We start from the raw sequence: 19,816 nt of genomic DNA, 5'->3' as shown, positions 1-19,816 counted from the left end.
TGACGCCGGCCTCGATCCCGAGAACCTTGACCGGGCCGTGCCCCTGATCGTGGTACATCGCAACGATCAAGTCGTAGTCCCCACGTCCAGCGAGGAAGAATGCCGTGTCCGCCGGCAGTGGGCCGTGGACGTCGATTCCTTCTGCCTTCAAGAGTTCGACGGCGGGAATGATCTTCTGCTCTTCCTCTCCGTACCCGAAAAGCCCGTTCTCCCCCGCATGCGGGTTGATCCCGCACACGCCGATTTTCGGAGATGGATTGCCCGTGCGCACCAAAGCTTCGTGACCTCGACGAATGGTCCTCTCGACCAGGCCGGGCTCGATCCTGGCAACTGCATCGAGCAGTCCGATGTGAGTGGTCACGTGAATCACCTTGAGCTTGGGGGTCGACAACATCATCGACACCTCCTCGGTACCGGTCAGGTGCGCAAGCAATTCCGTGTGTCCGGGATAGATGTGTCCTGCCGCATGCAGCGCTTCCTTGTTCAGCGGCGCCGTGCAGATCGACTGGACTTCACCGCGTACGGCGAGTTCGCTTGCGACGCGGATATATTGATAGGCCGCATCCCCCGCGACTGCCGACAGTTCACCCCAGGCGAGATCCTCGGGTAGCAAGTCCAGGTCGATGACGTTGATCCGTCCATCGATGAATTCAGCATCCTTGATCTCCTCGATCGCGACCACGTCGACGTCGATTCCGAGCACCGTGGCAGCCAATCGCAAACGCTTCGCGTCGCCGACAACAACAGGGCGGCAACGCTTTCTCGTTTCACCGTCGAGGAGTGCGGGGACGATCACTTCCGGTCCGACGCCGGCGCCGTCGCCCATCGTGACAGCAATCAGCGGCAGTGGAGTGGATTCGATTGACATGGGATTGACCTCGTTGTCTGAAGGAGTAACTGAAGGCGGACTGTCCGGAGCGGCGACCGGGGTGGGTTGCGCGAGAAACTTCGTTATGGAGAGAAGACTGTGTGCATTCCCGAAACTGCCTGGCCGCGTGACGATGTACCGTCCGGTTCGATCGACGGAAAGTACGGCGCCGTGTTCGATTTCGTAAATCGGTGACAGCGTGTCGACCCGCAGGCGGTCGAGAACGCTGCGCGCGGTTTCGCCACCGGTAAGTACCAGGTCGATCGGGTAATCGTCGTGGGAGAATCCTGCATCGACGGCAGCGATCAGATCGGCGAGAGCCGAAACGAGGTGGACGGATTCTGCAGGCACGACAGGTCCACTTACCGAAACCACGACGTTTCCGCGATCCAGTGCGTTCAGAATCGGAAGCGGATCGACCGAATGCGCCAGCAGCTCAGCACTGTTCACTTCGATATGGTGCGCCCCTGAATCCCGAAGCAATGCCACTTGGTCCCCGGCAGACGCATCCGCCGTCCCCACGACGACCAAGGTAAATCGAGAAACACGAAGAGATGGGCACGCGACGGGTGACTGCACGGTTCTTCGTCGTGCCACTGCCATCGCGAGCGCCGAGGTTCCTACCAATCGAGAACCCCGAACCTCCTGTGCTGCAGCCACAATCAGTTCCAGATCACTCTCGGTCTCGACGTCGCAGATCGCCACCGACCCGGCTTCTGAGATCGACGCAAGAACCTGGCTCAAACGCCCGGAGCGAATGTCATCCAGCGATACGCCAGAAGTGATTGCCGACGGGCCGAGCGCCTCTGCAATCGACCGAGGAGTCGGCTTCGACTCCGCGCGCCACAGGTCAGTGGAGTGCAACGCAACCCCATCGACCAACACCACGCCGTCTTGCACCGTGCGCCCTTGTCTGGGCAGTCCGGCGGCGACGATGACCGGAGATCCGTCGCGGGAGAGTTCTCCAACCTCCGCTGCTATGTTGCCCCTGAGCAGGGAATCGATCTTCTTGACGATCTCGGAGCCGTCAGACGATTGCAGAACTGATCTCACGTCCCGAGAGGCTCTGGCGGGGTCGGATCGCCGTGAGTGCAGATCGAAAACCGTCACTCCTGATCCGTCGGGCGCATCTGGGCCGAGCCGAAGCGATATGCCCGAACTGCGGAGCAGAAATCCTGCGGCCGACTCCGCTGCTCCGGAAAGATCATCAGCGATGATTACCAGTGGTTTCATCGAATTCCTCGACCCCCTTTCGGTCTGAATCGAGTATGCACAGCATCGCAACCGATGCGCGAAGTACGCAATCGAAGTTACGGGACTTGCGCGAAGTGCGCAACAGTGCCATTGTGAGCTGAGTTACAAGCGAGAGCCCGACGCGATTGTTCACCAACAGTCCGCTCGGAGCGTCGCCCCCACGCTGCCCCGTCAGGATCGAAAGGTCACCGATGACCAATACTCGTTTGCGAACACCACAGCTCTCCCGGCGATCCTTTCTGCAGTTCACCGGGCTGATCGGTGGCGCAACGCTTCTGGGCACGACTGCCGCGTGCGCCGGCCCTACCGGGAAACCGACACAGGACACCCTGGTGCTCGGGCTCAACCGCTCGCTCGTCAGCCTCGACAACAAACTCAATCAATTCGACGCAGCAGTCACGGCTCAACGTGGCGTCAGACAAGGTCTCACCCGGATCGGCGACAATCTGACACCGCAACTCGTTCTCGCTGACAGGTTCGAATCGACCGGCCCGACCGAGTGGACGGTTCGACTCCGCGAGGGCATCCGTTACTCCGACGGCACACCTGTGCTGATCGACGACGTCACGACGGCAATGCAGATGTACCAGCAGGTCAGCGGATCGTTTGTCGCACCGCAGTTCCCCGAGTGGCCGACGGTCGTCCCCATCGACGATCGCACCTTCATCCTTCGGACGAATTCCCCGGTGCCGGTTCTGGACTCGCTCATGTCCAACATCTTGATCACCCCGGCCGCTGCCAACGAACCCAACGAACTGCAGAGCGGAATCGGGTCGGGACCGTTCGTCGTCAGCGAATCGAACCGGGGCACCGGCGATTACACACTTGTCGCCAATGACAACTACTGGGGCCCGGCCCCCGGCGTTCGTCGTGTTCAGGTCCGCTTCATTCCCGAAGAGGCCGGCCGCGTCGTCGCGCTTCGGAGCGGCGAGGTCGACGTCATCGACTCGATCAGTCCCGATTCCGCCGAACAACTCGCCGATCTGCCTGGTGTCCAGGTGGACACAGTACCGAGCACACGCATCAACCAACTGTTCTTCAACTTCCGCAAGCCCGCCGATCACCCACTGTCCAATCCGCGTGTCCGAGAAGCTCTCACGTATGCCATTGACGGTGAGTCACTCGCTCGGGACGTGCTGATCGGTTCCGCAGTCCCGGCCACCGGCCCCGCACCGTCGACCTTGGACGGAGCCGTGAAAACTGGCACTTACCAATATGATCCACGGAAAGCGCGGCAAATGCTCGAGGCCGAAGGCGCCGACGACCTCGAACTCACCTTCATCTGGGAAACCGGAGAGTTCACCAACGACGTCTCGGTGATGGAATCGGTACTCGAAATGATGAAGGCCGTGGGAGTACGCGTCAAACTCCAGCAGTTCGAACCGGGCGGTGACATCTCGTCCTGGCGCCAGGGCAAGACCGGCGACTGGGATGTGCTGGGCAACGGCTACGGCAACCAGACCGGACTTGCACTGACCACGTTGCAGGGGATGTACGCCGGCACAGCGGAGAAGGAAGCAACTCGCGACACCTATCACGGGTACGTCTTCCCCGAAATCACCGCGAAGATCCAAGCCGCATCCAGTGAACCAGACCCGACCAAGCGCGCCGCTCTACTCGACGCCGCACAACAAGACATCTGGAACACCTGGCCTTGCCTGTGGAGCTTCGTACCCAACGCACTCCTTGCGAAACGCACTCGTGTACAAAATGTTTCACTGACCCCGATCAACTCCTACGACCTCGGCGCCGTCCGATTGGAGGCCTGAGGCGATGACTCTCACCGCTCCGAAACCGCAAACCGCTCTCGGAATCTCTCCGCGTCGACGCACAAGGATCAACCCGACCGTCAAATACGTGCTCAAACGTCTGGCACAGAGTGCCTTGACGATCTTCCTCACGCTCACAACAGTGTTCGTCCTGATCCGAATGGCACCCGGCGATCCTGCCTACGCCTTGGCCGGACCGCTGGCCAGCACCGAGGATCTCGCACAGATCCGTGCTGACATGGGCTTGGACAAGTCGGTGTTCTCCCAATACCTGATCTACCTGTGGGACCTCGTCCACCTGAATCTCGGCACGTCGTACTCGTTCCAGGCGCCGGCCATGGACGTTGTCCTCGGCCGTCTCCCGTACACCATCACCCTTGCCGTCAGCTCCATTCTGTTGACCGCCGTGCTCTCGATTCCGCTGGGCGTGTGGATGGCCCGTCACGCGGACACCAGACGTGAACTCGGTGCGAACGTCGTAGCCGTCGGCGGGCAGTCCATGCCGGAGTTCTGGAGCGGCCTGATGCTGGTGACGATCTTCGCGGTCTTGATCCCAGTACTCCCGGCAGCCGGTTTCACCACATGGCCGTCGTTGATCCTGCCTACCGTCACCATCGCCATCCTTCAGATCGCGTTGATCTCCCGGATGGTTCGACGCGAAATGGTCTCGGCCTTCGCTTCTCCGTACATCACGGTCGCACGCTCTCGCGGAGTATCGGAACGCGAACTCACCTGGCGATATGCGATGCGTAATTCGGCGATTCCGATCGTCACCGCGCTGGGCACCAGATTCGCCGGAATGCTGAACGGCGTCGTGGTGGTCGAGGTCGTGTTCGCCTGGCCTGGTGTCGGCTCGCTGGTGGTCCGCGCACTCGAGACTCGCGACTACCCGCTCATCCAGGCCACCGTGCTTGTCACCGCGGTTCTCGCCGTGCTCGTGCAACTGGCAGTGGACCTCCTCTACCCCCTCCTGGATCCACGCGTGCGACTCGGAAAGGGCGCCAACTGATGACTACCGTCTTGGAACCTCCAACAACTCCACGCGCCAGCGCGGTCACCGAGGCAGACTTCGCACGCGCCGGAGCCACGCGCCGTAAGCGAGACAGCCGAGTCAAGATCTGGACCGGCTCGATCTGCGCGCTCCTGGTGATTCTTCCTGTTGCATTGGCGGGACTACTCCCCCTTGCAGATCCGAACCAGACCAACCTGAGCAGTCGACGGCTACCGCCCCTCACCGACGGCCATCTGTTCGGCACCGATCAGTTGGGACGAGATCTGCTCTCACGGATCCTGCACGGCGGCCAGGTGTCTCTGACGATCGGTATTCTCGCCGTGATCGTCTCCGGCGTCATCGGCATCGTCGCCGGATCCGCCGCGGGGTACTTCGGTGGTTGGGTCGACACCGTGATCTCCCGCCTACTCGAAGCACAGCTTTCTCTGCCTTTGCTGATGATGCTGCTTCTCGTTGTTGCGCTGTTCGGCCCGTCCATTCCCGTCATCACGTTTGTCATCGCGATCGCACAGTGGCCCGAAGTCGCACGGTTGACTCGCTCATTGGTACTCGTCGAACGCGAAAAGCCTTACGTAGCTGCAGCTCGAGTCCTCGGACTTACCCGCATGGCCATCCTGCTTCGTCACGTCATTCCCAACATCGTCAAGCAGGCATCGCTCGTCGTCCTGCTGCTGCTCGCGCAGGCCGTACTGCTGGAAAGTTCGTTGAGCTACCTCGGCGCCGGACCGCAACGTCCATTCGCTACCTGGGGACGAATCATCGCCGACGGCCAGGACTACATCACCACGTCATGGTGGATCGTCACGTTGACCGGTCTGATGATCGTGCTGCTGGTCGTCGGAGTGAACCTACTCGGCGATGGTCTGCGCGATCGTCCTGCAGGTTCGAAACGACTGGGCGCAAGCCTGTTCGGGCGTGGCAGCGCCCAGAAGGCGAAGGCGTGAGACATGGGAAATCTACTACGGGTCGACGATCTCCAGATCGAACTTGTCACGGCGAACGGCGTCATCCGAGCCGTCGACGGCGTGTCCTTCTGCATCGACGCCGGTGAAACCGTCACCATCATCGGTGAATCCGGCTCCGGAAAGTCGACGACAGCCATGGGGATTCTCGGACTGCTTCCGGACGATCTTGCGGTTCTTTCCGGGAAAGCCGTGTTCAAGGGTCAGGACATTCTCGGAAACACGAAGATCCTGAACGATATTCGCGGAAAACACATCGCGCTCATCCCCCAGGACCCGATGACGGCTCTGAGTCCCGTCCACACCATCGGTAGCCAACTTCGAGAAGCAGTGCGCCACAGCGGTGTGACCGCGAAGAAGCAACAAATCGAGCGGGCAGTGCAACTGCTCGAGCAGGTACGCATTCCGTATCCGGATCAGCAACTCGACAAGTACCCGCATCAACTGTCGGGTGGAATGTTGCAGCGCGTCCTGATCGCCGGCGCTCTTGCTGCCGGCCCCGAACTGATCGTGGCCGACGAACCCACCAGCGCACTGGACGTAACCGTTCAGGCCGGGATTCTGGATCTATTGCTCGAGTTGCAGGAGCGCACCGGCATCGGAATGCTGGTCATCACTCACGATCTCGGAGTTGCGCGGTTGGTCTCCGATCGCATCTACGTGATGAAGGACGGACGTTTTGTCGAGACCGGTAGTGCCGACGTTCTCGTCGACTCACCGCAAAGCGCCTACACACAAAAGCTTCTCGACGCCATACCTCAACTGGGGCCTTGGGACGGTGACCCCGCCCGTTCAACACAGATCGGAGCCTCGGCATGACCCGCCACGAAACGCCACTTCTCGCCGTCGAAGATCTCGTGGTCGAGTATCCGGTTCCCGACGGAGTTTTCCGAGCCGTGGATGCTGTGAGCTTCTCGGTGGAAAAGGGCAAGACCTTGGCCATCGTCGGCGAATCCGGATGTGGCAAGTCGACCATCGCTCGATCGATCGTCCGACTCCTCACACCGACCAGTGGACGCATTCTCGTCGACGGCAATGACATCGCGCAGATGTCGGAGAAGTCGCTGCGCCCCTACCGCTCTCGCGTTCAAATGGTGTTCCAAGATCCGTACGGATCGCTCGACCCTCATCTGACTGCCGAGGACATCATCGGAGAACCACTGCGCCTCAAAGGTGTTCGGAGCAAGTCTGAACGTGCAAAGGCAGCAGCAGAACTCGTCGATCGCGTTGGCTTGCCCAGCTCGGCACTACACCGGCGTCCGGCGGAGTTCTCAGGAGGCCAACGTCAGCGCATCGGAATTGCTCGTGCACTTGCCAGCGGACCCGAGATCCTGGTCTGCGACGAAGCGACCAGCGCTCTCGACGTGTCGGTGCAAGCGCAGGTACTCGAGCTCCTACGTGAAATTCAGGCCGATACCGGTCTGACGTACGTTTTCATCTCACACAACTTGGGCGTCGTCCGAGAAATCAGCGAGACCGTAGTCGTGATGTCGAAAGGAACCATCGTCGAATCCGGTTCCACAGACACAGTTCTCGCCAGTCCGCGCGAGCCGTACACCCGCGCACTACGAGGCGCTGCTCTCGATCCCACCACCATGGTCGGCATCAAACCACGCCACGTGGTGGCAGCCCTGTCCAAGAACTTGCTAGCCAAGCAGACCGAATCACGAGGAGTTGCCTGATGACCGCCCCACTCGAGCTTCCGAAACTGGTGCTCGGCACCATGACATTCGGAGACACGGTCGACATATCGGGCGCCGGATCGATGCTCGACGCAGCACTAGGCGCCGGTATCTCTCACATCGACACGGCCAACGGCTATGCGGGCGGCGAGTCCGAGCGCATGCTGGCAAAGCTGCTCCACGGCCGACGCGATTCCGTCACTCTGGCCACCAAAGCGGGAATGCCGCATCCCGATGCCGGCGACAACAGCCCACTCTCGACAGAGGGGCTCCGAGCAAGCGTCGAAGGAAGCCTGCGCAGACTCGACACGGACTACGTCGACCTGTTCTATCTCCATCAGCCGGACCGAACCGTCACGCTGACCGAAACTCTCACCACCGTCGCGGAACTGGTTGCCGAGGGCAAGATCCGCACACTCGGCGTATCCAACTTCGCAGCGTGGCAAATCAGTGAAATCAACTACACCGCAGACACAGTCGGAGCTCCCCGACCGATCGTCGCACAGCAGCTCTACAACTTGCTCGCGCGTCGCATCGAAGAAGAATACGCAGAATTCGCGGACGTGACCGGACTGACCACCATGGTCTACAACCCACTCGGTGGGGGCCTGCTCACGGGGCGCCACACCTTCGAGGAAAGTCCCGCCGACGGCCGATTCGGCGACTCACGTCTTGCGTCGATGTACAAGGAGCGATACTGGAACACACAGATATTCGACGCGATCGCTCAACTGACGGCAATCGCAGAGCAGTCGGGCATCTCCCTGACCGAGCTTGCGTTGCGCTGGCTGGTCAGCAAGCCCGTCGCCGGATCGCTGCTCCTCGGAGGATCCAAAGTAACGCACCTCGAATCCAATATCGCGGCCATCGGGCGAGGTCCACTCGACGCCTCGACCGTCGAAGAGTGTGATCTCGTCGGTGCTGCCCTACGAGGCCCCATGCCCAACTACAACCGCTGAAACACCCGACCTTCATCAGGAAGAGTTCTTCACTATGTCAGCACAGGAATTCGCCGCACGCATCCGAGGACGCGAACGCATACTCGGATATTGGTCCGTCATCGACAGCCCGATCTCGACCGAATGGATCGCGCACGTCGGCTGGGACTACATTGCCCTCGACATGCAGCACGGCCTGATCGGCTATTCGGGGATGGTCGCCGGGCTCACCGCCATCGACTCGTCACCGTCCACCGTCGGGATGGTGCGCGTCGAGGCAAACAATCCGACACCCATCGGCCGTGCACTCGACGCGGGCGCTGTGGGCGTCATCGTTCCGCTGATCAACAACGCCGAAGAGGCAGCGGCCGCCGTGGCAGCCGCCAAGTATCCGCCTTTCGGCATCCGCTCCTACGGACCCATGCGCTCGCAACTCCGTATCGGCCCCGTTCCCGCCGACGCGAACCGCGACACCGTTGTATTTGCGATGATCGAGACCCCACAGGGTCTGGCGAACGTCGAAGAGATCTGCGCAGTGCCCGGATTGGACGGCGTGTACGTCGGGCCGTCCGACCTACGAATCGCCGTCGGAGGTAAGCACTCCAACGATCCGGACGTCGCCGAGGAATTCGAATCAGCGCTCACCAGGGTGCGCGAAGCTGCCGCCGTCAGCGGAGTCGCTGCGGGAATCCACACACCTTCCGGTCAGGTTGCGGCACAACGGCTCGGGGAGGGCTACACGTTCGCGACCGTGGCCTCGGACCTGACACATCTGGCGAACATCTCGGCTCAGCATTTGGATGCCGCCAAGTCCTGATCCGGGTACAAAAATGGCGATGCTCCCGCACTTGGTACGGGAGCATCGCCATTCTCGAACAAACTATCTCTGAATCGCCTTGATCTCGAGGAACTCTTCGAGCCCGAACGTGCCGGCCTCGCGCCCGACGCCCGACTGCTTGTACCCACCGAACGGAGCATTCGTGTTGAAGGCGCCGCCGTTCACCTCGACCTGCCCGGCACGCAGTTGCCGTGCGACGCGATCCGCGCGATCGGGGTCACCTGACCAAACGCCACCGGCCAGTCCGTACTCGGTGCCGTTGGCGATCCGCACTGCGTCGGCCTCGTCTTTGTAGCCCATGATCGAGAGGACCGGTCCGAAGATCTCCTCGCGCGCAATGGTCATGTCTTCGGTCACGTTCGCGAACACCGTCGGACCGACGAAATATCCACTGGCCAGACCGGTTTCGCGACCGTCGACAACCGCGGTGGCACCTTCCGACACACCCTTCTCGATGTATCCGCGAACGCGTCCCAGCTGATTCGCGTTCACCAGAGGACCAAGCACCGAAGTCGGCTGAGTCGGATCACCTACCGGGAAATGAGCGGCGACCGCAGCAGCAATTGCCGCTGCCTCATCCACCTTCTCCGCGGGAACCAACATACGCGTCAGCGCCGAACAGGTCTGGCCCGAGTTGATGAAGCACTTTGCGACGCCGTCCGTGACAGCCTTTTCGAGATCGGCGTCGTCGAGAATGACGTTCGCCGACTTGCCACCCAGCTCGAGCGAGACCTTCTTGATGGTGTCCGCGGCGACGATGGCCACTCGCTTGCCTGCCCGAGTCGACCCGGTGAAGGAGACCATGTCGACTTCCGGGTGGCCGGCGATGGCTTCACCCACTACCGGGCCGTAGCCACTTACCAGGTTGAATACACCTGCAGGCAAACCAATTTCGTCGAAGATGTCAGCGAGAGCGTACGTGATGAGTGGCGCAACCTCGGTGGGCTTGAGAACCACGGTGCAGCCCGCCGCGAGCGCACCGCCAACCTTCAAGACAACTTGGTGGAGCGGGAAGTTCCAGGGAGTGATAGCGCCGACAACACCCGCAGGTTCGCGAACAATCAGCGAATTCCCGACCTCGTGAGCGTCGAAATCATAAGTGCGAGCCAATTCGGCAAATGCATTCAAATTCGCGAGCGGCATTCCGATTTGCACGGGCTTCGCGAATCCGATCGGCATGCCCATATCCTGCGAAACCAGCGCCGCAAGATCATCGGTACGTTCGGCAATAATCGCCGCGGCTTTGGAAAGATATTCGGCTCGCTCGCCGCCGGATAGTGCAGACCAAGCGGGGAAAGCCTTTCGTGCTGCCTTCGCGGCCGCATCGACATCTTCGACAGTGCCTTCGGCGACAGTTCCTATCAGCTCTTCGGTAGCCGGATTGAGAACGTCGATCCGACCGCTGCCAGTGGATTCGATCCAGGCGCCATCAACATAGATTTTGGTGCGGTCGAGAATATCGGTCATCGAAGCCTCCGTAGTCATCACGCGTGCACAGGTGAGGTGGGCCCGATCACACGGGGCACCTCTTCCGAGCCTAGCCACGCTCGACGGGTTCCGTGGCAGGTTGGTGTCGAGATTGACCTTCGACTGACGAGACCTGTGGTGCGCGCACACTTTTCAGTGATGGAGTGAACGTACCGTTCCCCTCGCCTAAGAGGGTGAGCGTGCCGTTCACTCGATCCCGGACGCGGTGGTGAGCCCACTGTGCTCGCGCCCCTGATGGTGTGAACGGTACGTTCGGTCGATCTGAGGCGACGAACGTACCGTTCGCTCGAAGTCGGGGGTGCCGGCGGCGGTGCTTTCGGGTGTTGGCGGGGGTGGGGTGTTTTGGGTACGAGAAAGCCCCCAACCAGTACTGGTTGGGGGGCTTCTCTAATGTGTGTTCGGCGGTGTCCTACTCTCCCACACCCTGTCGAGTGCAGTACCATCGGCGCTGAAGGGCTTAGCTTCCGGGTTCGGAATGGGACCGGGCGTTTCCCCTTCGCTATGACCGCCGTAACTCTATGAAACTGTCACAGTAACCTTCTTCTGATCACCTGGTTTCACCACCCGTCAACACCAGTTTCTGGTGTTGGGGGATGGAGAAAACATGTTCTCATCAGTATCTGTGTGTTGTTTCAGATACCGCACAGTGGACGCGTAGCTTCTTTGTGGTAAGTCCTCGGCCTATTAGTACCAGTCACCTGCATGCATTACTGCACTTCCAGTTCTGGCCTATCAACCCGGTGGTCTGCCGGGGCCTTACCCCCTCGAGGGGGTGAGAAACCTCATCTTGGAACAGGCTTCCCGCTTAGATGCTTTCAGCGGTTATCCCTTCCGAACGTAGCTAACCAGCGGTGCTCCTGGCGGAACAACTGGCACACCAGAGGTTCGTCCGTCCCGGTCCTCTCGTACTAGGGACAGCCTTCCTCAAGTTTCTAACGCGCGCGGCGGATAGAGACCGAACTGTCTCACGACGTTCTAAACCCAGCTCGCGTGCCGCTTTAATGGGCGAACAGCCCAACCCTTGGGACCTACTCCAGCCCCAGGATGCGACGAGCCGACATCGAGGTGCCAAACCATCCCGTCGATATGGACTCTTGGGGAAGATCAGCCTGTTATCCCCGGGGTACCTTTTATCCGTTGAGCGACACCGCTTCCACTTGCCGGTGCCGGATCACTAGTCCCGACTTTCGTCCCTGCTCGACCTGTCAGTCTCACAGTCAAGCTCCCTTGTGCACTTGCACTCGACACCTGATTGCCAACCAGGCTGAGGGAACCTTTGGGCGCCTCCGTTACATTTTGGGAGGCAACCGCCCCAGTTAAACTACCCACCAGGCACTGTCCCTGAACCAGATCATGGTCCGAGGTTAGAGGTCCAATTCGATCAGAGTGGTATTTCAACAACGACTCCACGATAACTGGCGTCACCGCTTCACAGTCTCCCACCTATCCTACACAAACCGAACCGAACACCAATACCAAGCTGTAGTGAAGGTCCCGGGGTCTTTTCGTCCTGCCGCGCGTAACGAGCATCTTTACTCGTAATGCAATTTCGCCGAGTCTACGGTTGAGACAGCTGAGAAGTCGTTACGCCATTCGTGCAGGTCGGAACTTACCCGACAAGGAATTTCGCTACCTTAGGATGGTTATAGTTACCACCGCCGTTTACTGGGGCTTAAATTCTCAGCTTCGCTCCCGAAGGAACTAACCGGTCCTCTTAACCTTCCAGCACCGGGCAGGCGTCAGTCCGTATACATCGTCTTACGACTTCGCACGGACCTGTGTTTTTAGTAAACAGTCGCTTCTCACTGGTCTCTGCGGCCCCACCCAGCTCAGACAGTAAATGTCGTCACCAGACAGGGCCCCCTTCTCCCGAAGTTACGGGGGCATTTTGCCGAGTTCCTTAACCATAGTTATCTCGATCGCCTTAGTATTCTCTACCTGACCACCTGTGTCGGTTTGGGGTACGGGCCGTGTGAAAGCTCGCTAGAGGCTTTTCTCGGCAGCATAGGATCACTGAATTCGCCTCAATCGGCTACGCATCACGTCTCAGGCTATGTGCGACCCGGATTTGCCTAGGTCACGCCCTACACGCTTACACCAGTATTACCACTGACTGGCTCAGCTACCTTCCTGCGTCACCCCATCGCTTGGCTACTACCAGATCAGGTCCCATGCATCCACCAACTCGAGACCCGAAGGTCTTCTCGTGGCTTCAGGATGGTTAGTATCACTGATTCACCATGGGCGCGTTCACACGGGTACGGGAATATCAACCCGTTGTCCATCGGCTACGCCTGTCGGCCTCGTCTTAGGTCCCGACTCACCCTGGGCGGATTAACCTGGCCCAGGAACCCTTGGTCATTCGGCGGACGAGTTTCTCACTCGTCTTTCGCTACTCATGCCTGCATTCTCACTCGTGTGGCCTCCACGGCTAGGTCACCCTGCCGCTTCCATGGCCACACGACGCTCCCCTACCCATCCACACACCTGCCAGAAAATCCTTGGATCAACTGGGGGCTATTGCGTGAATGCCGCAGCTTCGGTGGTGTACTTGAGCCCCGCTACATTGTCGGCGCAGGATCACTTGACCAGTGAGCTATTACGCACTCTTTCAAGGGTGGCTGCTTCTAAGCCAACCTCCTGGTTGTCTTCGCGACCCCACATCCTTTTCCACTTAGTACACGCTTAGGGACCTTAGCTGGCGATCTGGGCTGTTTCCCTCTCGACTACGAACCTTATCGCCCGCAGTCTCACTGCCGCGCTCTCACTCACCGGCATTCGGAGTTTGGCTGATTTCGGTAAGCTTGTGGGCCCCCTAGACCATCCAGTAGCTCTACCTCCGGTGAGAAACACGCGACGCTGCACCTAAATGCATTTCGGGGAGAACCAGCTATCACGGAGTTTGATTGGCCTTTCACCCCTACCCACAACTCATCCCCTCAGTTTTCAACCTAAGTGGGTTCGGTCCTCCACGACGTCTTACCGTCGCTTCAACCTGGCCATGGGTAGATCACTCCGCTTCGGGTCTAGAGCATGCCACTGACTCGCCCTATTCGGACTCGCTTTCGCTACGGCTACCCCACACGGGTTAACCTCGCGACATGCCACTAACTCGCAGGCTCATTCTTCAAAAGGCACGCCATCACCCCCAGCAGTAAACTGCTCGAAGGCTCTGACGGATTGTAAGCGCACGGTTTCAGGTACTATTTCACTCCCCTCCCGGGGTACTTTTCACCTTTCCCTCACGGTACTAGTCCGCTATCGGTCACCAGGGAGTATTCAGGCTTATCGGGTGGTCCCGACAGATTCACACCAGATTTCACGGGCCCGGTGCTACTTGGGTTTCCATTACAACAGTCACAAAGTTTTCGTGTACGGGATTCTCACCCTCTACGACAGGCCGTTCCAGACCACTTCCACTAACCCTGTGATTTCTTACTGTTGGCCAACACGGCAGTATTGACAAAATGAACCCCACAACCCCACGAATGCAACACCTGCCGGCTATCACACACCCATGGTTTAGCCTCTTCCGCTTTCGCTCGCCACTACTCACGGAATCACGGTTGTTTTCTCTTCCTGTGGGTACTGAGATGTTTCACTTCCCCACGTTCCCTCCACACGCCCTATATATTCAGGCGCGGGTAACACGACATCACTCGTGCTGGGTTTCCCCATTCGGACATCCTCGGATCACAGCTCGGTTGACAGCTCCCCGAGGCTTATCGCAGCCTCCTACGTCCTTCATCGGCTCCTGGTGCCAAGGCATCCACCGTACGCTCTTCATTACTTACAACAAAGATGCTCGCGTCCACTGTGCAGTTCTCAAACAACACACAAACAACCACATACACGTTGACACCAACACCCACCAAAGTGGACCGGTATGACAACTGCAGTCATTTGTCGTTACTTCCTTCGAGGAAACACTCGCGTGTTCTCTCAGGACCCAACAGTATGTCGATATATTGTTCGTCGGTTTCCCACAGAGGAGAAACCGTACGACGATCAAGTTTGTCAGCGATCCACCCATGAGCAACCGCCGGACAACATCGTGTCCGAAACGGTCTCTGCCAACCAGTAATTCACCTGTGTGAACCCTGACATTGGAGAAGCTCCTTAGAAAGGAGGTGATCCAGCCGCACCTTCCGGTACGGCTACCTTGTTACGACTTCGTCCCAATCGCCGATCCCACCTTCGACGGCTCCCTCCCACAAGGGGTTAAGCCACCGGCTTCGGGTGTTACCGACTTTCATGACGTGACGGGCGGTGTGTACAAGGCCCGGGAACGTATTCACCGCAGCGTTGCTGATCTGCGATTACTAGCGACTCCGACTTCACGGGGTCGAGTTGCAGACCCCGATCCGAACTGAGACCAGCTTTAAGGGATTCGCTCCACCTCACGGTCTCGCAGCCCTCTGTACTGGCCATTGTAGCATGTGTGAAGCCCTGGACATAAGGGGCATGATGACTTGACGTCGTCCCCACCTTCCTCCGAGTTGACCCCGGCAGTCTCTTACGAGTCCCCACCATAACGTGCTGGCAACATAAGATAGGGGTTGCGCTCGTTGCGGGACTTAACCCAACATCTCACGACACGAGCTGACGACAGCCATGCACCACCTGTATACCGACCACAAGGGGGCCACATCTCTGCAGCTTTCCGGTATATGTCAAACCCAGGTAAGGTTCTTCGCGTTGCATCGAATTAATCCACATGCTCCGCCGCTTGTGCGGGCCCCCGTCAATTCCTTTGAGTTTTAGCCTTGCGGCCGTACTCCCCAGGCGGGGCGCTTAATGCGTTAGCTACGGCACGGATTCCGTGGAAGGAACCCACACCTAGCGCCCACCGTTTACGGCGTGGACTACCAGGGTATCTAATCCTGTTCGCTACCCACGCTTTCGTTCCTCAGCGTCAGTTACTGCCCAGAGACCCGCCTTCGCCACCGGTGTTCCTCCTGATATCTGCGCATTTCACCGCTACACCAGGAATTCCAGTCTCCCCTGCAGTACTCAAGTCTGCCCGTATCGCCTGCAAGCCAGCAGTTGAGCTGCTGGTTTTCACAAACGACGCGACAAACCGCCTACGAACTCTTTACGCCCAGTAATTCCGGACAACGCTTGCACCCTACGTATTACCGCGGCTGCTGGCACGTAGTTAGCCGGTGCTTCTTCTGCAGGTACCGTCACTTGCGCTTCGTCCCTGCTGAAAGAGGTTTACAACCCGAAGGCCGTCATCCCTCACGCGGCGTCGCTGCATCAGGCTTTCGCCCATTGTGCAATATTCCCCACTGCTGCCTCCCGTAGGAGTCTGGGCCGTGTCTCAGTCCCAGTGTGGCCGGTCACCCTCTCAGGTCGGCTACCCGTCGTCGCCTTGGTAGGCCATTACCCCACCAACAAGCTGATAGGCCGCGGGCCCATCCTGCACCGATAAATCTTTCCACCACCCACCATGCGATAGGAGGTCATATCCGGTATTAGACCCAGTTTCCCAGGCTTATCCCGAAGTGCAGGGCAGATCACCCACGTGTTACTCACCCGTTCGCCGCTCGTGTACCCCGAAAGGCCTTACCGCTCGACTTGCATGTGTTAAGCACGCCGCCAGCGTTCGTCCTGAGCCAGGATCAAACTCTCCGTTGAAGACTCTAGATTTCGCGGGCAAGCCCACTAATCAGTCATAGACAAAAAGAGTCAAATCACTAGCAAAAAAACTCAACTAGCAAAAAATGTGTCGGCAACCATTCAGACGGAAGAATGAACAATCACCGACGAAAAATACTCACACCACACACAAACCAACCAAACCCCAAGAGGCGGTTGATCATTCGCGGATGTGAAGTACCAAAAAATATTTGGCACTGACATTCATCGACACACTGTTGAGTTCTCAAAGAACACGCACACACCATCACCACGACCCTATGGCCGCCGCTCCGGGGCAACTTTCCCAGCCTATCCCAACCTGGCCACCGGCGCAAACCGGAACCCCGTGAAGAAAAACTGGATTGTGTTCGCCAGGCACTTCGTACAACCTCGTGTCACTCACCCTCGCAGGTGGGAGTCGGTGTCCGTGTCGCTCTGACCTGGACAAAGTTACGCGAAGATCAACACAACACCAAATCGCCAGGTCAGAGCACTGCGGTCGGTTAACTTCACGGAACCCAGTACCTCTCGGCCAGTTCTTCGACGATCGGATCGCCTTCCTCTGCCTGCTCCAACGCTTCGAGATCGTCGTTGATCGACACCAACCGCGGATCGTCACCCTCAGCTTCCTGAATCGGGTGCCGACCGTCCTCGGCGAGTTGCCTCAGCAACTTTTCCTTGACGCGGGCTTTCAACGAATCAGCCATACCGCCAGCATGTGCCGCGCGGGCCCAGTTGTCGAGGCCTACTCGTCGTCCTTCTTTCCGAAGACACGTCGTGCCGTCGGAATCAAGATGATCAGCGCGCCGAGCAGAACGATGAGCGAAAAAACCTGCAGTGCCATGTCGACCTCTTACCGTCACGCCGGCGCGAGCCAGCTCCCCCACGGGGTGTTTCGAACAACCGTAAATGCAACGAGAACTCCGAGCACCACGATCGTCACAGTCGGCCGAAGCACGATCATGCGATCCCGCGTGCCTTTCCAACGGCGCACTGTCCAACCGATCCACGCGATCACCAACACCGCGATAAACGGCACGATCAAGGCATTGCTGGACACTGCGGCGCCAATATCCAGATTAGTCAGGTCATTGACCGCACGAAGGCCACCACACGCCGGACACCACAATCCCGTCAACGCGTACATCGGACAAACGCCGTAACTACCCGCGCTGTGGGGATCACGGAAGTGGAGTACCGCGGCGGCCGTCACGGCCACTGCAGCAACACCGACGGGTGCGGCCAGCGAGCGTCGTCGACTTGTGACCGCTTCCAACTCCATGGCACCCACTGTAAGAGACCCCGGCCGCGACTAGCGGGCGCGAACGACTACCGACCGGACCACCATGTCGTGCCAGCACTGGTGCTTCGAGTCCCAGAGCGGCCAGAGATAGTTGAGGAAGCATGCCCCACCCAGGATCGCCATCATGATCCAACGAAGCAGCGCCATCACCGGGCCGAGCGGTACACCGTCGGACTCCCGAATCACCGAAATTCCCAGCCACTTCTTGCCGAGCGTCTGTCCGGTGTTCCCTTGTCTGAAGACGAGGTTCCATACCTCGATCAAGAAGATCGCCAGTATGCCGACGACCATGAGGATCACGCCGACCGGATTGCCGCCTTCAGCGCTCACGCTGCCGTCGTCGTATGTGGTCACTTCGGATCCGGAGAACGCGATCACCGCCCCGATGATCGCGAGGATGACGCCCGGGAGCGGAACGACAAAGCCGTCGAGGATTGACGCGAACACCCGCGAGATCCAGCTTGCGTACGGATAGGCGGGCGTCGGCGGCTGATAACCCTGCGGCGGCATCGGCGGCATCTGCCCGTACGGCGGCTGATTCTGCGATGGTTGGCCTGGTCCCCAGTTCTGATCCGACATCGAGGTCTCCCCTGTTCAGGCACGTGTTCGCCGAACTCAGGATAAACCGCACATACGCAAGAATTGGGAACTAACGAGAAGAGCCCCACATCCGGATTTCCGGGTGTGGGGCTCTTGGCTGAGCTGCCTGAGAGAATCGAACTCTCGACCTTTTCATTACGAGTGAAATGCTCTACCGACTGAGCTAAGGCAGCGTGCCTTTCGGCGGTGGCGAGTCTATCTGGTCAACCCCCGGATCGCGAAAACGGGGGTCGGAAAGCGGCTCCGATGGAGGCAACCATCGCATCGAGCGCCCACTGCAACTTGACGTTGAAGTCGACGGCCTCGCGGCATTCGAGCACCGCTTCGATGCATTTGAGCAACCCCTCCGGGGACGTTCGTGCAGCCAACTCGGCGGCCTGCCGAGCCATGTCGGGATGGGTCGCCGTCGACGTCGACCCCAGCGAATAGGAAAGCGCGTCCCGGTACATGCCGGCCAGGTCGATCAGCGTCCGGTCGAGAAGATCGCGGCGGGCCCGGGTGTCGCGCGATTTCTGGCGCGCTTCGAGGTCCTTGATCAGACCAGCCGATCCGCGCAGAGTCCCGGCTGTTCCCTTGCCGGTTCCACCGCCACCCAAGGAGACCTTGAGCTCCTCGAGTTCCTGTTCCTTGAGTTCGGCGTAGAACGCCTTGGTGTCAGCCTCGATCGACTTCACCAAGTTCTCTGCGGCCTTGTACGCCGTCGAAGCACCGATCGCGTCGGCGGCCAGCCGAAGCGAACGCTGACGCTCGTCGCGCGCGCTCTCGTCGGTGGCGAGGCGCCGCGCCCGACCGACATGTCCGCCGCTGATCGATGCGGCGATTCTCGCCCGTTCCGGATCCAGCCCGTCGCGGTCGATCAGTACCTGAGCGATCGATTCGACGGACGGCGTCACCAACGGCATGTGCCTACACCGCGATCGGAGGGTGACAGACATGTCTTCCGGATCGGTCGTCGGCGCGCAGAGCAGGATGACCGTGCGGTCCGGCGGCTCCTCGACAACCTTCAGGAGGGCGTTGGCTGCGCCTTCGGTCAAACGATCGGCATCCTCGACCACGATCACCTGCCACCGCCCCGTCGTCGGTCGACGCGAAGCGATGTTGACTATCTCGCGCATGCCTTTGACGCTGATGCTCAGGCCGTCGGGGATGATCCGTCGTACGTCACCATGGGTTCCACCCATCGTCGTCGTACACGCATGACACTCACCGCACCCTGGTGCACCGTCGGAGGTGCATTGCAGGGCAGCGGCGAAGCAGAGAGCAGCCACCGAACGACCAGAGCCGGGTGGCCCGGTGAAGAGCCACGCGTGGGTCATCTCCGAGCCGCTGGAATCGCCACGAGCCGACAGTGCAGCATCACGCAGGCTCTGCTCGACGTCGTGCTGACCCACCAGCCGACCGAACACACCTCGTTCGGCCACTTCAGTACTCATGCAAAAACCCTAACCGTCGGCACCGA

The 19,816-nt window shown here is 59.6% G+C and carries 13 protein-coding genes, 1 tRNA gene and 3 rRNA genes (1 of these 17 running past the window's edge); 7 read left to right on the top strand and 10 right to left on the bottom strand.

Features of this window, described 5'->3' with window-relative positions; genetic code table 11:
• Positions 1–2,101 carry the 5' portion of a 4-hydroxythreonine-4-phosphate dehydrogenase PdxA gene (gene pdxA / locus EHW12_RS02725; protein ID WP_125050251.1) on the bottom strand. The gene continues 152 nt to the left of window position 1, outside the view, so only the first 2,101 of its 2,253 coding nucleotides appear in the window; the start codon lies at positions 2,099–2,101; its stop codon lies off the left edge, out of view.
• 212 nt (positions 2,102–2,313) lie between these two features.
• Here pdxA and EHW12_RS02715 point away from each other — a divergent pair, with 212 nt between their 5' ends.
• The 7 genes from EHW12_RS02715 to EHW12_RS02685 are packed head-to-tail and all read left to right on the top strand — an operon-like array spanning position 2,314 to position 9,302.
• On the top strand, positions 2,314–3,891 hold the full coding sequence (locus tag EHW12_RS02715) for an ABC transporter substrate-binding protein (protein ID WP_007732494.1): 1,578 nt from the start codon (positions 2,314–2,316) through the stop codon (positions 3,889–3,891).
• A 4-nt stretch (positions 3,892–3,895) separates the two neighbouring features.
• Positions 3,896–4,900, top strand: a complete 1,005-nt coding sequence (locus EHW12_RS02710; protein ID WP_007732496.1) for an ABC transporter permease — start codon at positions 3,896–3,898, stop codon at positions 4,898–4,900.
• Positions 4,900–5,847, top strand: a complete 948-nt coding sequence (locus EHW12_RS02705; protein WP_007732498.1) for an ABC transporter permease — start codon at positions 4,900–4,902, stop codon at positions 5,845–5,847. The genes EHW12_RS02710 and EHW12_RS02705 overlap by 1 nt, the downstream gene beginning before the upstream one ends.
• Positions 5,848–5,850: 3 nt before the next feature.
• Positions 5,851–6,684 carry an ABC transporter ATP-binding protein gene (locus tag EHW12_RS02700; RefSeq protein ID WP_007732500.1) on the top strand — a complete coding sequence of 278 codons (834 nt, stop codon included), beginning with the start codon at positions 5,851–5,853 and terminating at the stop codon, positions 6,682–6,684.
• Positions 6,681–7,547, top strand: coding sequence for an ATP-binding cassette domain-containing protein (locus EHW12_RS02695; RefSeq protein ID WP_007732503.1), 867 nt, complete (start codon positions 6,681–6,683; stop codon positions 7,545–7,547). The genes EHW12_RS02700 and EHW12_RS02695 overlap by 4 nt, the downstream gene beginning before the upstream one ends.
• Positions 7,547–8,506 carry an aldo/keto reductase gene (locus EHW12_RS02690; protein WP_003941424.1) on the top strand — a complete coding sequence of 320 codons (960 nt, stop codon included), beginning with the start codon at positions 7,547–7,549 and terminating at the stop codon, positions 8,504–8,506. The genes EHW12_RS02695 and EHW12_RS02690 overlap by 1 nt, the downstream gene beginning before the upstream one ends.
• A gap of 34 nt (positions 8,507–8,540) precedes the next feature.
• Positions 8,541–9,302 carry an aldolase/citrate lyase family protein gene (locus tag EHW12_RS02685; protein WP_007732505.1) on the top strand — a complete coding sequence of 254 codons (762 nt, stop codon included), beginning with the start codon at positions 8,541–8,543 and terminating at the stop codon, positions 9,300–9,302.
• Between the two features lie 63 nt (positions 9,303–9,365).
• Here EHW12_RS02685 and EHW12_RS02680 read toward each other — a convergent pair whose 3' ends face one another.
• The 9 genes from EHW12_RS02680 to EHW12_RS02640 form a co-directional block, all read right to left on the bottom strand.
• Positions 9,366–10,790, bottom strand: a complete 1,425-nt coding sequence (locus tag EHW12_RS02680; RefSeq protein WP_007732506.1) for an aldehyde dehydrogenase family protein — start codon at positions 10,788–10,790, stop codon at positions 9,366–9,368.
• 417 nt (positions 10,791–11,207) lie between these two features.
• Positions 11,208–11,324, bottom strand: a 5S ribosomal RNA gene (rrf, locus tag EHW12_RS02675).
• A 151-nt stretch (positions 11,325–11,475) separates the two neighbouring features.
• Positions 11,476–14,607: ribosomal RNA gene (locus tag EHW12_RS02670) — 23S ribosomal RNA — on the bottom strand.
• A 327-nt stretch (positions 14,608–14,934) separates the two neighbouring features.
• A 16S ribosomal RNA gene (locus tag EHW12_RS02665) occupies positions 14,935–16,451 on the bottom strand.
• Together the 16S, 23S and 5S rRNA genes form the textbook arrangement of a ribosomal RNA operon.
• Positions 16,452–16,963: 512 nt before the next feature.
• Positions 16,964–17,161: a hypothetical protein gene (locus EHW12_RS02660; protein WP_003946112.1), complete on the bottom strand. Its 198-nt coding sequence runs from the start codon at positions 17,159–17,161 to the stop codon at positions 16,964–16,966.
• Between the two features lie 152 nt (positions 17,162–17,313).
• Positions 17,314–17,736 carry a DUF2752 domain-containing protein gene (locus tag EHW12_RS02655; protein WP_007732476.1) on the bottom strand — a complete coding sequence of 141 codons (423 nt, stop codon included), beginning with the start codon at positions 17,734–17,736 and terminating at the stop codon, positions 17,314–17,316.
• 30 nt (positions 17,737–17,766) lie between these two features.
• On the bottom strand, positions 17,767–18,336 hold the full coding sequence (locus EHW12_RS02650; protein WP_064443039.1) for an RDD family protein: 570 nt from the start codon (positions 18,334–18,336) through the stop codon (positions 17,767–17,769).
• Between the two features lie 121 nt (positions 18,337–18,457).
• Positions 18,458–18,530 (bottom strand) — tRNA-Thr (locus EHW12_RS02645).
• A 30-nt stretch (positions 18,531–18,560) separates the two neighbouring features.
• Positions 18,561–19,790, bottom strand: coding sequence for a DNA polymerase III subunit delta' (locus EHW12_RS02640; protein WP_019746652.1), 1,230 nt, complete (start codon positions 19,788–19,790; stop codon positions 18,561–18,563).
• Positions 19,791–19,816 lie beyond the last annotated feature (26 nt).

Source organism: Rhodococcus sp. NJ-530 (assembly GCF_003860625.1).
Lineage (GTDB): Bacteria > Actinomycetota > Actinomycetes > Mycobacteriales > Mycobacteriaceae > Rhodococcus_F > Rhodococcus_F qingshengii.
The sequence above is the reverse complement of the archived record's forward strand: the minus strand, read 5'-3'. Positions and strand labels throughout refer to the sequence as shown.